Genomic DNA, 13,777 nt, shown 5'->3' on the forward strand with positions numbered 1-13,777 from the left:
GGTTTAAATTTTCTAAAGCAGGTTGATGCGTTTCCCGAGTGCATCTTTGTACGAACCACCAATCGGTATCTCTTTCTCGGTTCCTTCCAGGATCAAACCATTAGAAGTGATAGCTCGAATTCGGTCCATGTTCGTAATGTATGAACGGTGAACTCTTAAAAAATGTTTTCCTGGCAATTTTCTTTCAATGTCTTTCATGGTGCTGTGGATGGTGTATTTCTCCTCCGGCGTATGAATGACTACATAGTCTTTCAATGCCTCCACAAATAGCACCTCATTGACATCTAACTTTACCAGTGCTGACTGGTGTTTCACGAACAAATACTCAGCGTCATCTTTGTGTTCCGCCATGCTCTTTAAGAGCTCTGCTTCGACCTTAAACTCCTTCTCTTTTTTGTGCTTGTGAATGGCCATTTCAATCGACGTATGGATGTCGATCTCTTTGAAGGGCTTAAGAATATAACCATGGGGCTCTGTCACTTTGGCCTTTGCCAAGGTGGAATCGTCCGCATATGCTGTTAGAAAAATGATCGGTATATCGATCGAACTTTTGATCTGCTCCGCTGCCTCTATTCCGGTCATATCGCCTTTCAACATGATGTCCATTAAGGCTAGATCCGGCTTTAACTTCCCCGCTAACTCCACTGCTTTTTCGCCTGTATCGGCAGAGCCTATGACGTTGTAGCCCAATTTCTTAAGGCTTCTTTCGATGTCTTTTCTGACGATACTTTCGTCTTCAGTGACTAGAATGTTAACTGACATGTGGGAGGGTGGTGTTTATCGCTTTTCAAATGTAATCAAAAAGGTAGTGCCTGCTTCAGAATCGATCTTGATCTCTGCATCGAGTTGTTCTACCAATGCGTAAACCAGATAGATACCCAATGAATCTGAATCTTCGTATTTGAAGTCTTTTGGGAGTCCAATACCGTCATCCGCCACCAACATCGCGATCTTCCCTTCTTTTTCGGTGATATTCAGGGTCAGGGTGCCTTTATCCCGATCAGGGAAGGCATATTTCAAGGCGTTACTTACAAGCTCGTTGATAATCAAACCACAAGGAATGGCTTGATCCAGGTCGAGAAATATCTTGTCAAATTTCGTTTCAAGATCCACTTGAACATCACTTCGGCTGTACGACAGGATCAAATTCCGCGCTAGCGAAGAGATATAATCAGTGAATTCAATCGAACTAAAATCAGAAGTCTGATAGAGCGTCTCATGAATGTAACTCATGGTTTTGATGCGGCTCTGACTTTCTTCAAGTAGCTCCAGTGTGCGTTCATCGTCAACGAATGAACTTTGCAGATTCAAGATGGAACTGATCACCTGAAGGTTGTTCTTCACACGGTGGTGTACCTCTTGAAGCAGTACTTCTTTTTCTTTGAGGGAGTTTCGAATCTTCAGGTCAATCTCCTTTCGATCTGTGATGTCGTAAGCCAGACATGAGACCTCTGCCAATTCATTTTTGATGCGCACCGGGTTGATGAATACCTGTAACCACAACTCCCCGTTTTTCGCATTCAATACCGGTAGTTCGAACTGCTGTGCTTTCCCTTCTACCGCCGCCTCGAAGTTCTTCAACTGACCTTGGTATGAATCAGGATTGGTAAAACCTTTCAAGGCCTCCAAGAAGTTATCTCCCATGGCATAGCTAGCGCCGAAATCGTGCTCAGTCCATCGGATGAAGTTCTGATTGAACGAAGTCAATTCACCATTGACATCCATCGTCCACATCATCATATTCTCCGTGGAATTGAAGATGGATTCGAGCTTCGCTCCTTCTTTCAGTGCCACCTCTTCATGGCGGCGCAAATCGGTAATATCTCGGTAAATCGCACGGATGGATTCCGCTTGACCCTCGTTGTATCGAATGGAGCTATCGCCGAATACTTTGATGATGTTCCCACTTCGCGAAATGAAATCCAGCTCAAGTGGTTTTCCGCCGAAGGCGGCGACGAGATCATTGCATTTGGAAATGGCATCGTTTGCAACAATTTCTTTCAGCTGCATTTGATCAAGCTCTTCACGGGTGCTTTCCATCGCCTCCAAGAAGGCGTTGTTCGCGTAGATAAATCGTCCATCAGCATCAATAGAAAAAATCAAATCCGATGCGTTCTCAAAGAGATCTCGATAGCGCTCTTCACTTTCTCGAAGCTCGCGTTCTCTCTTTTTTAGTTCAGTGATATCACGCGCCACACCCATAAATCCGACGGCCTCGTCTTCATCATTTTTCATGATACTGGCAGAGAGCAAACTTGTAAAGGTTTTGCCTGATTTCGACACCATCTGAATCTCACCTGAGAAAGCTTCATTGCTTCTCAACTCTTTCTGCACTCGCTTAAAGTCTGCCTTGTTTCGGTAAAGATCCTCAGAGCTTTCACCCATGATTTCTTCCAAGCGATATCCGAACTGCTGCAAGGCCGCTTGGTTGAATTCTGTAATGCGGTTATCGCGGTCTACCGCAATGATCATATCAATCGAACTCTCAATGATGTTTCGAGAGAAGTCTTCTGCTTCACGCAGTTTCTGCTGTGTTCGCTTATGCTCTTCAATCTCCCGTTTCAAGACCACATTGATTTCCTCTGCCAACTGTGCACGCAAGGTTTCTTGCATCAACTTCATACGAAGTGTCACGTTGTTCAAGGTCACTTGGATCGACGGCTTGTAATCGTAAACAGAAAGGGTGGCTTTTAGTCCTAAGACCAATTCTTCATCACCTCTTCTGATCTTGTACTCGCGCAATTCAATGTCTTCTCCTTCCCGCACTGATTGGAGATCACGTTCAATTTGCACCGCATCTTCGTGGTCAAAGAAGTCGATAAATTTCTCTCCGTAGAGATCATCTTCATCTTCACCGTTGAAGAGTTTGATACCTGAGCTGTTGACATATTTGATTTCACCGTCGGTCAAAATCATGATGCCATTCGGTGAATTCTCTACTACCGATTTGAAACGCTCGGTACTTTGCTCAAGGGCTTGTTCTGTGCGTTTTCTAGCCGTGATGTCGTAGAAAAGGAATACACTAAAGTCTGTATTCTGGAACTCGATTTTACTACCGGTAGACTCCAAGATAAGATGACGTCCATCTCGTGTACTGGTGTAAATTTCTGTTCGATTCAGGCTGCGAATACTGAGGGTTTGTTCCAGTCTTCTCCATTCACTTTCTGAGATGAAATCAAGGAGGTCTCGACCTAAAATTTCTTCTTGCTTCTTGTATCCAAAGAGCTCCACAAACTGCTTGTTGCAGTCGCGCACTTTTCGGTCAACCACAAACACAACCCCCTCAATGGCCACCTCGGAAAGGAGTTTGAATCGCTCTTCACTTTCCTTCAGTGCCTCTTCATAGAACACACGTTCACTGACATCTCGCACAACCAGCTGGATGTTCTCTGGATTGATTTCATCCAGACGGGAAAGATTCAGCTCAGCATAGAACTGACTGTCATCACTTCTCTTCGAAAGAACGCTTGAACGCTGGGGTTCTCCCATACGCATGCGATCAATTTTGATGTCGAGGTATTCGCGTTCGCTGGGCGATAACACAAACAATCCATCTTTCGGATCGAAGACATTCAGTCCAACGAGATCATGCTTTTCTAGTCCATAAAGCTCACAGGCGCGCTTATTTGCCCTTACTACCTTCTTTCCATCAAGTAGCATTACTGCATCCGCGCTAGCGTAAAATAAAGCCTCAAATTGATCTGAAAATCGTTTTTGCTGGGTGATATCCACTAAGGTCCCTACAATGCTCTGTTTGCCATTATAATCGATCACATAGGCATTCTCAACACAGTAAGCGATCGACTCATCTTTGCGTTGGTAGCGAACTTCTTTGTTTCGAACGCTTCCTTCTTTGATCAAATCACGAAGGAATTTCGCGCGGTCTTTTTCGTGGACGTACAGTGCATTTCCATTGAGCTTCGCCAACTCAGCTTTTGTGTAACCCATTAATTGGCAAAAGGCATCGTTGTACGCTAGAATTTCTCCATCCAAGGTTGTCTCGTAGATACCTGCGACATTGTTCTCAAATACCTTGACAGCATGGCTCCCAGGGTAAATCATTTGAGGATGATGGAGGCTAATCAAGGCATGCGATTGTTCTCCACAGAACGGAGCAATCGTGACTTGGCCGAAGGTAGATGACTCTTCAACCACCCAATTTCCACTGCTCAATTCTTCAGTAGATCGGGTCAGTAAATCTTTGAGTTCTTCAGGAAGTGCATTGTCTTCAGTGTCAACTCCTAGGTTTTGGAGAAACCAATTTGCGCTATCATTCACGCACACCATGGTATGGTCAGCGGCGCTCACCACTAACTGTGCATCTTGATTACGTTCTACCCACTGAAGGAGTGCTTTGTTCACGTTACCTACTCTTCGAAATCTGCAGGTAATTTAGCACCATTGATCTTTACTTTCTCATCCATCTCATACTTGATGGTAACAATTAAGATTCCATCTTCCTCGTAGTAGCGCCAATCGCCGTCTTTAGCGCCACCCTCGTACTTTCCGAAGATCTTCACTTGACCATTGCGATACCACCATCGATGTTTCCCGATTGGAACACCACTTAGGAATTCACCTTGAAAGTATTTTTTGCCATTATCGTAGGTGTAGAGCCATTCTCCGTTCTTCTCACCATCGATGTATTCGCCTTCTTCCTTGTGGTCATTGACATGATAAAACCACGGTCCATTCTTATATCCATCGATGTACATTCCCTTGTGGATGATCTCACCGTTGCGATCGTACTCTACGAATTCGCCGTCTTCTTTTCCTTTTCGGTAGACCTCTTCACGTTGTGTTTCTCCATCTTCGAAGAACCAAGTCCAAGATCCATGAGGCTTCCCTTGTCGGTAGTTTCCATTCTGTTCTTTCTTTCCACTAGGGAAATAGAATTTCCACTTGCCTTCACGAAGTCCGTCTACATACTCCCCTTCCGCACGGATTTCTCCCGTTGGGTAGAATAGTTTCCACGGACCCTGGTATCTACCTTCCGCATCCACAATTCCTTCTCCCAATTTGACATTGCCGTCGTACACGTAGCTGGTGATGATCTCACCTTCCTTGTTGTACTCACGGAATACCCCTTGCTTGGAATCATCTCGATATGAACCCACAATTTTCAGATGTCCATCTGGGTAGTATTCTTTTCGAATGTCGAGCATCACTGCCTCATCAGCATCTGTGACAAGCTCTCCACCCAAGTATTTTTCAATGCGATCGAGTCGGCCATTCTTCTTGTAGATCTTAAAGACTCCATTTTTGACGCCGTTCGTCCAGTATCCTTCTTCTTTCTTTTTCCCGTTCGGAAAGAACTCTACCCAGTATCCGGTTTTCTTGCCTTCGCGATTGAATCGATTCAACTTTTCAATACTGCGTAGGAAGCCGTTCTCGTAATTGAGGTAAGTGATAATTCGGCCATCTTTCGCGAATTCTTGTCCTTTCCCTTCTTCTTTGTTGTCAACGAATGTCAAGGTGCGGTAAAGCTCACCGCTTTCGTAGAAGTATTTCGCTTCCCCTTGTTTTTGATTCTGATCCCACGGTGTAATCGAAATCATATTTCCTTCTTCAGAAAACTCGATTTCTTCGCCTTGCTTCAAATCCTCGCTGTAGTTGATGATGCGCTCGAGCTCACCATTCTCTCGATAGAAACTCCAAGAGCCTTCTAGTTTTCCGTTTTTACGATCGCCTTCTGTTTTCAGCAATCCGTTCTCGAAATATGTCTTCCAAGTGCCGGTAGGTAATCCGTCTTTCATGACCCCCTCGCTCGACAACACTCCATTGGCATAAAAGAATTGAGTGTAGCCTGCATCTGTGGTGTCAATCTGGGCTGAGACTGTCACACAAAAAAAGAGGATGCTCAGGGAGCTTATCAGAGTTTTCAACTTCATTAATAATGAATATCTAATTCTTTAAAAAAGGAATAGATGTTATTATAGGCTTGTTAGTACCGTGTAAAATGTAGTCCAAGTTTTCTTGGTTCTGTAATTTGTACACATTCATCGGGATTTACCCACATTCTACTCACAATTTTTCTTCTTGAATACCAAGGTCATAACGTACATATCAACATTTAGGTGTGTTATTGAATGTGTACAACCAACCTTGTGCATAGCGTTTAATAAATCTTCATTCCTCGTTCATGAATGTGCGCAAAAATAGTACCGAGACTTTCTGCGATTGTTCATAAGCTTTTATACCTGGAAGAAATTTTCGCATTTCAAACTAAAACTTGTCATGACTAGTTAACACCAACTAACATCTACTTAACATTTTGTTGACAACGTCGATATTTTCTTGATATAAGGTCATATGTCTTGACCAGGTTCAATGGTAACCGTGCAAATGTGGTTACTTTTGAGGCAAAGATTCAGAAATGAAAGTAGCAATCGGAGCAGATCACGCCGGATACGAGCGTAAAGATTTCATTAAAGAGGTATTAAGCGCTCTCGGACACGAGGCAGATGATAAAGGAACGCATTCAGGTGATTCAGTAGATTACCCTGATTTCGCGCACCCAACAGCTGAAGCTGTAGAATCTGGAGATGCTGAACTCGGTGTATTGATCTGTGGATCTGCCCAAGGTGTGGCCATGACGGCGAACAAACACCAAGGGATTCGTGCAGCTGTGTGCTGGACACCTGAGATTGCTGCCCTAGCTCGTCAGCATAACAACGCAAACATTTGTTGTATCCCTGCTCGATTTGTTGATGAGGACGTAACCAAGGAGATTATCGAAACTTTCTTCAAGACTGATTTTGAAGGAGGAAGACATGATCGTCGAGTAGGAAAAATTGCATGTTCATGAGGAAGTTCATTGTAATGGCGCTAGTTCTTCTAGCGATGGGTACCAATGCCCAACAGATTGATTCATTGGCAGTTAAGTATGCAGAAACAATCACTGCAGACGAATTGAAGGAGCACCTGATGATCCTGGCAAGCGATGAATACGAAGGTCGCGAGACAGGTGAAAAGGGCCAGAAGATGGCAGCGGAATATATTGCTAACTACTTTAAGTCACTAGGAGTTGAGCCTGTGGTGAATGGTAGTTACTTCCAAGAGTTCCCATTGAAAACGGAACGCACGAATAAAGGAAGTCTTATGATGGGAGACATCAATCTTTCATTCTATGAAGACTTCTACTTCTTTTCAGGATTCAGCGCTCAAGAGATTAAAGGTGAAGCCGTATTCGCCGGATACGGAGTAAATGCTGACAACTACAGCGATTACAAAGACATTGACGTCAAAGGAAAGATCGTATTCGTTCTTCCAGGTGAACCAAAAGATTCAGAAGGAAACTCAATCATTACAGGAAACGACAAAGTTTCTGAGTGGACTACCGATTGGAGAATGAAGCGTGACTACGCGATGGAAATGGGTGCAAAAGCACTCATCACATACCGTCCGGGTTACGACCAGTACATTGGTAGAATCAAGTACTGGTTAGAGAATCCAGGGATGAGCCTTGACATGGAACGCGAAGAGCGTACTGAAGTACTCCCTATGTTCTTCACCTCTGAGGAGCACTTTGCTGAGTTGATTGCGAACGGTAAAGGCGGTAAACTAGCGAAGCTTCAGAAGAAGATCATGAAGAAAGGAGTTTCGATTTATAAGGAACTTTCAAAGGAGGTGAGCATTAGCGTACAGCGTGAGCAACGCAAGTTTACCAGTGAAAATGTACTGTGTTTCATTCCTGGATCGGATCCTGAATTGGCTGATGAAGTAGTGGTGGTAACCTCTCACTATGATCACGTTGGAAAGAACGAAACGGAAGTCTTTAACGGAGCTGATGATGATGGCTCAGGTACGGTGACTGTGCTTGAAATTGCTGAAGCATTCATGCAGGCCAAAAAAGATGGAAACGGACCACGAAGAAGTGTTCTTATCATGACAGTGAGTGGTGAAGAGAAAGGACTCCTTGGAAGTGAGTGGTACTCTGAAAACCCAATTTTCCCGCTAGAGAATACGGTTTGTGACTTGAACGTAGATATGATCGGACGAGTTGATGAGGCGCATGCTGACAATGAGAACTACATCTACCTTATTGGTTCTGATAAGTTGAGCACACAGCTGCACGATGCGAGTGAGGCGATGAACTCTACCTACACAAAGTTGGAATTGGATTACACTTACAATGATCCTGACGATCCGAATCGATTCTACTACCGAAGTGATCACTACAACTTTGCGAAGCATGGTATTCCAGTAATCTTCTACTTCTCAGGGGTGCACGAAGATTACCACCAGCCTACGGATACACCTGATAAGATCATGTACGAAAAGACTTCAACGATTGCGAAATTGATCTTCCATACGGCATGGGAGATTGCGAATCGTGATCAACGTCTAGTGGTAGATGTAGAGAATGATTTTGAGTGATCAAGAGTTCATGAGTCGGTAGTAGAATACACCACCGATAAGCGAACCAGGTATACTCGTTGCAAACACAAAAAGCAACGGCAGTTCTGCTGTGAGCCAAGCACTGAGTGAAAGCTCCATGTTCACGGCAAAGAGAATCATGTAGGTCATCCCGGCGAGATTCACCAAAAATGCCAACGGAAAGAGTACTCCTTTTAAGATTGGATTCTTGACTGGGGCGAAAACCTTGGTGTTTGGTGAAGTTTCTTCAGAATCTAGCAGGTCTTCATTTGATTGACTTTGCTGATGCCGATTCCAAAGTACGGCAACGATAATGCAGTTGAAGGCGTGCATTAAGCCGATTAAATGCTCATTGAGTGTATCAGCACTATCATGTGTCATTCCATCGCCAATACCACTAAATCCGACTAGATAGACGAGAAAATATGGGATTGAAAGTGCGAGAAGGAATACACCGAGGTCTTTCATGAAGTACTTTCTTCCAATAACTCGGAAATGATGCTTTCTGTTGCTTCCTGGTACATTTCGTATTTCACACCAGTTCCAGGACCATAGAAGCCTGTATGGATGTGACGAATATTTCCGTCCCCATCAATGAAAAGACTCGTTGGGAATGAGCTGATATTACTTAGCATAGGAAACTTCTCAGCAGCCTTTGATTTGCTAGCCTTTCCACCAAGGTAAATGGTATAAGGCAACTCCAATTCATCAATGTATTTCTGAAGATGAATCTGGTTGGTAGAGAAGTCATCAGATCGTTCAAAAGCAATCGGAAGAATCTGTAAGCCTTGATCCGCATAACGTGCATGAAGATCTGCGAAGTAGCGTGATTCATCAAGACAATTCGGACACCAAGAACCGAAGATTTGTACGATAGTCACTTTGTTAGCGAAAGTCTCCGCGTTGATTTCCATGAGTTCACCGTCCATATCAATGGCTGTGAATGCAAGTGCTTCATCGCTCACCAATTCTGTAATCTCAAAAGGATCTCGAAGTTCGGCAGTGTCATCACGAACACCTTCAAATGACTCATGCCAATGTGTTCCACTTTTGAATACCCCGGCGATGCTGTCTGCTGTATGATCAAATTCAAACCAAAAGACGTGACTTCCATCGAAGCATTGGAGGGTACTTTTTCCATTTACCGTTTCACCGTAGAGGTAGCGATAATCACCAGTTTCTGTTTCGAAAGTACCGGTGATTGAACCATCAGAAGTTTTGAATTGACCAAGGGCGCGGTACATATCGTCAGTATTCGGACTGAATGAAACGTCATAGGTCTGCTCTTCCGTTTCTCCTTTTGTAGCCATCATTTCCTCTTCTGATACACTAGCGTGGAATGGGATCATATAATCTCCCCCACGAGCGGGATTGTACCAGTTACCATCAATGGTATTGGTCTCAGAAATGGTTCCAATAAAGTAAGTGTGGTAGACAGGCATTTCGATGTAAATGCTATCTCCGCCGATCATCGCAGGGTCGGTAGTAATCTCTTCTTCACCGTTATGAAAAGTAAAGCGGAAAGTACTGTCAATGGATACGTGTTGCTTCAGCATGGTGTCTGGAGCGAGCTCGTATTCAAAGGCCCAATTACCTGTTGTTAGCGGACTTTTTGGTTCAGATGGTTTCTCATCTGGAGTTACCTGCGAAGTACATCCAGCGATGAGGAGTATTAGTAGTAAGTAAAGGCGCATTGGGTGAAGATAAGAGAAGCCCCCGAATTTGGAGGCTTCAATGCATATTTTGACGTGGAATGCTAAGATCAGATATCGAACTTGATACCTTGAGCTAGAGGCAAATCACGGCCATAGTTAATCGTGTTCGTCTGACGACGCATGTACGCTTTCCAGGCATCAGATCCTGACTCGCGTCCGCCACCAGTTTCTTTCTCACCACCGAATGCACCACCGATTTCAGCACCAGAAGTTCCGATGTTGACGTTGGCGATACCACAGTCAGATCCATTTGCTGAGAGGAACTGCTCAGCTTCACGGATACTTCCTGTCATGATTGCTGATGAAAGTCCTTGCTTCACACCATTCTGCTTAGCGATAGCATCATCAAGATCAGAGTAAGACATCACGTAAAGGATAGGAGCGAACGTCTCTTCCTGTACAATGTGGTAGTGGTTCTCTACTTTAGCGATAGCTGGCTTCACGTAACATCCAGACTCATACCCTGGTCCTTCAAGTACACCGTGATCAGTAATGATCTCACCACCTTCTTTTGTCACTTGTTCAAGTGCACCTAAGTATGCGTTTACGGCATCTTTATCGATCAATGGACCAACGTGGTTGCTCTCATCCAATGGATCACCGATACGTAGTTGTCCGTATGCTTTTACCAATGTTTCAGTAACACGATCTACCATTGAATCATGAACGATGAGACGACGTGTAGAAGTACAACGTTGTCCTGCCGTACCAACAGCACCGAATACCAATGCTGGAATAATCATTTCAAGGTCAGCTTCAGGAGTAATGATCACAGCGTTGTTACCACCAAGCTCGAGAAGAGACTTTCCAAGACGACCGGCAACTGTTTGTCCAACGATTTTACCCATACGGATAGAACCTGTTGCACTGATCAATGGAATGCGTGTATCAGTTGTCATCATTTCACCTACAGTGTAATCTCCGTTCACAAGACAAGAGATACCTTCAGGCAGGTTGTTTGCTTTCGCAACATCTTCCCAGATGTTCTGACAAGCAACACCACAGATAGGAGCTTTTTCAGATGGCTTCCATACACAAACATCACCAGCGATCCATGCGATAGCAGTGTTCCAGTTCCAAACGGCAACAGGGAAGTTGAACGCAGAGATGATACCTACAATACCTAGTGGGTGCCATTGCTCGTACATGCGGTGACCTGGACGCTCAGAGTGCATTGTCAAACCGTACAGCTGACGAGAAAGACCTACAGCGAAGTCACAGATGTCGATCATCTCTTGTACTTCTCCAAGACCTTCTTGGTAAGACTTACCCATTTCGTAGCTCACCAATGCGCCAAGTGCTTCTTTCTTTTCACGAAGCGCCTCTCCATATTGGCGAACGATTTCACCACGCTTGGGCGCAGGAATATTTCTCCAGTGTGCGTAAGCTGATGTAGCCGTCGCAATCACTTTTTCGTAATCTTCTTTAGTAGTTGTACTCACCGATGCGATAGCAGAACCATCTACTGGTGTGTATGAAGTAATGCTCGGTCCATTTCCGAAGTGATCACTTCCTGTGCTTGTACCGTGATTCTGTTCTTTAATTCCGAGGTCACTCAGAATTGAACGAATGTCAAGTGCTGTTGTGGTTTCCATTGCGTTTTATTAGGCCACAAAGGTACTACAATGCTAATCAAGGCGAAAATTACGTAAACAATTGAAAATCAGTAAACTATCATCACTAACGGAAATGGGGTGATTTTCTTGTTTCTCGAATTATTGATATGCTACCCCTAGCGAAGGGTGAAACAGGCTTAAAAGGCCTTAAAACGACTCAAACATGTTCCACGTGGAACATTTAGGGGGTTATCGACCTAAGTAGACTAAAAGGACAGAAATATCCGCCGGTGACACCCCACTGACGCGAGAGGCTTGTCCGATCGTTCCAGGTTGAGCATCTTTCAATTTTTGACGTGCCTCACTACTCATGGATGTCAATCGATCGAATTCAATGTCTGATGGAATGATGATGTTTTCAAGTCGGTTCATCTTGTCAGCCATCTCTTGCTCCTTAGCGATATACCCTTCGTACTTCTGCATGATCTGAACAGACTCGATGACCACAGGATCGTACTTCGAAAGTTCCACGTGGAACATTTCGCTGGCGTTGGCTAGTGTTTCCATGTCTATATGCGGACGAGTAATCACAGACGACAGCTTCACTTTTTGCTTGATCGGCGCACTGTTTTTCTCTGTAAGAACAGGGTTCGCTTCTTCAGGAGAGATGCTGGTTTTGTCCATGTATTTCCGAAGCGACTTCATAGACTCTTGCTTCTTCCCTACTAATTCCATGCGTTCATCAGAGGCTAAACCTAGACTATGGGCAAGTGGAGTGAGTCGTTCATCGGCATTGTCTTGACGAAGAAGAATACGGTACTCTGCCCTTGACGTGAACATGCGATAAGGTTCATTCGTGCCCTTCGTGACGAGGTCATCAATCAACACACCGATGTATGCTTCGGAACGTTGCAGTGTGAATGGATCTTTCTCGTTGACTTTGTGGTGTGCATTGATACCTGCCATCATACCCTGGCATGCGGCTTCCTCGTATCCAGTAGTTCCGTTAATCTGTCCTGCGAAGAACAGATTCGAAATCAATTTTGTCTCGAGTGTATGGCGCAATTGCGTTGGCGGGAAGTAGTCATATTCCACGGCATAACCTGGACGGAACATGCGAGCATTTTCAAATCCTGGGATCTCTCGCATCGCCTTCATTTGAATCTCTTCAGGTAGACTCGTTGAGAAACCGTTGACATAGACTTCTACGGTATCCCACCCCTCTGGCTCAACAAAAACTTGGTGTCGATCTCGCTCTGCAAAGCGATCAATCTTGTCTTCAATACTCGGACAATATCTTGGGCCACTACCTCGAATCCGACCATTGAACATCGGACTGCGATCAAATCCTTCCTTCAGAATGTCGTGTACCGTTGGGTTGGTATAAGTGATATGGCAACTACGTTGAGTGGTCAAACGATGTTGTGCGAGGTAGGAGAATCCACTAGGGTTTTCATCTCCAGGTTGCTCATCCATCACGTCGTAATTCAAAGAACGGCCATCCACACGTGGAGGTGTTCCTGTTTTCATTCGACCAGACTCAAACCCTAAAGATTCGAGTTGAGCTGTGATACCAGTAGCTGCTCGTTCACCTGCACGTCCACCCCCGAACTGTTTTTCACCAAGGTGAATGAGGCCATTGAGAAAGGTTCCATTCGTAAGAACAACACTTTTAGCTTTGATTTGAAGACCCATTTGTGTCTCCACACCAACACATTTTTCGCCTTCGATAAGTAGTCCGCTGACCATATCTTGCCAGAAGTCTACGCCCGGTGTACGCTCTAACATGAGGCGCCATTCTGTAGCAAAAATGAGACGATCATTCTGCGTTCTTGGGCTCCACATGGCAGGTCCTTTGGAACGGTTAAGCATGCGGAATTGAATAGCCGATTTATCGCTAACAATCCCAGAGTAACCACCCAAGGCATCAATTTCTCGAACGATCTGACCTTTGGCTATCCCTCCCATTGCGGGGTTACAGCTCATTTGTCCGATGGTTCCCATGTTCATGGTAATCAACAGGACGGAAGATCCTAGGTTGGCAGCAGCGGCTGCGGCTTCGTTGCCGGCGTGTCCTCCACCTACAACGATGACATCATAATCTCGTAGCATGTGCAAATTGTTCCA

The 13,777-nt window shown here is 44.6% G+C and carries 9 protein-coding genes; 2 read left to right on the forward strand and 7 right to left on the reverse strand.

Annotated elements, in window-relative coordinates; translation table 11 throughout:
- Nucleotides 1-12: 12 nt before the first annotated feature.
- From RA156_RS15030 to RA156_RS15040, 3 genes are read right to left on the reverse strand one after another with little or no spacing between them, the layout of a single operon-like run.
- Nucleotides 13-762, reverse strand: coding sequence for a response regulator (locus RA156_RS15030; protein ID WP_306641256.1), 750 nt, complete (start codon nt 760-762; stop codon nt 13-15).
- 15 nt (nt 763-777) lie between these two features.
- Entirely contained in the window at nt 778-4,362 is a 3,585-nt protein-coding gene (locus RA156_RS15035; RefSeq protein ID WP_306641257.1) for a PAS domain S-box protein, read from the reverse strand.
- 5 nt (nt 4,363-4,367) lie between these two features.
- Nucleotides 4,368-5,891, reverse strand: a complete 1,524-nt coding sequence (locus RA156_RS15040) for a toxin-antitoxin system YwqK family antitoxin (protein WP_306641258.1) — start codon at nt 5,889-5,891, stop codon at nt 4,368-4,370.
- Nucleotides 5,892-6,376: 485 nt separating this feature from the next.
- Between RA156_RS15040 and rpiB the strand changes: the two genes are divergently transcribed.
- Nucleotides 6,377-6,808, forward strand: a complete 432-nt coding sequence (gene rpiB, locus RA156_RS15045) for a ribose 5-phosphate isomerase B (RefSeq protein ID WP_306641259.1) — start codon at nt 6,377-6,379, stop codon at nt 6,806-6,808.
- The gene (locus RA156_RS15050; RefSeq protein WP_306641260.1) at nt 6,805-8,379 is read left to right on the forward strand and encodes a M28 family peptidase; all 1,575 of its coding nucleotides are present in this window, start codon (nt 6,805-6,807) and stop codon (nt 8,377-8,379) included. Before rpiB ends, RA156_RS15050 begins: the two co-directional genes overlap by 4 nt.
- Here the strand turns inward: RA156_RS15050 and RA156_RS15055 are convergent, their stop codons facing one another.
- The 4 genes from RA156_RS15055 to mnmG all read right to left on the reverse strand — a co-directional run bounded on the left by RA156_RS15055 (nt 8,380) and on the right by mnmG (nt 13,762).
- Nucleotides 8,380-8,847 (reverse strand): hypothetical protein, encoded by a 468-nt coding sequence (locus RA156_RS15055; RefSeq protein WP_306641261.1) that lies wholly within the window; start codon nt 8,845-8,847, stop codon nt 8,380-8,382. It abuts the gene before it with no gap.
- The gene (locus RA156_RS15060; RefSeq protein ID WP_306641263.1) at nt 8,844-10,073 is read right to left on the reverse strand and encodes a peroxiredoxin family protein; all 1,230 of its coding nucleotides are present in this window, start codon (nt 10,071-10,073) and stop codon (nt 8,844-8,846) included. Before RA156_RS15060 ends, RA156_RS15055 begins: the two co-directional genes overlap by 4 nt.
- Nucleotides 10,074-10,141: 68 nt before the next feature.
- Nucleotides 10,142-11,689: an L-piperidine-6-carboxylate dehydrogenase gene (amaB, locus tag RA156_RS15065; protein ID WP_306641265.1), complete on the reverse strand. Its 1,548-nt coding sequence runs from the start codon at nt 11,687-11,689 to the stop codon at nt 10,142-10,144.
- A gap of 210 nt (nt 11,690-11,899) precedes the next feature.
- Nucleotides 11,900-13,762, reverse strand: a complete 1,863-nt coding sequence (gene mnmG, locus RA156_RS15070) for a tRNA uridine-5-carboxymethylaminomethyl(34) synthesis enzyme MnmG (protein WP_306641266.1) — start codon at nt 13,760-13,762, stop codon at nt 11,900-11,902.
- Nucleotides 13,763-13,777 lie beyond the last annotated feature (15 nt).

It is taken from the genome of Sanyastnella coralliicola (assembly GCF_030845195.1).
GTDB classification, from domain to species: Bacteria; Bacteroidota; Bacteroidia; order Flavobacteriales_D; family Sanyastnellaceae; genus Sanyastnella; species Sanyastnella coralliicola.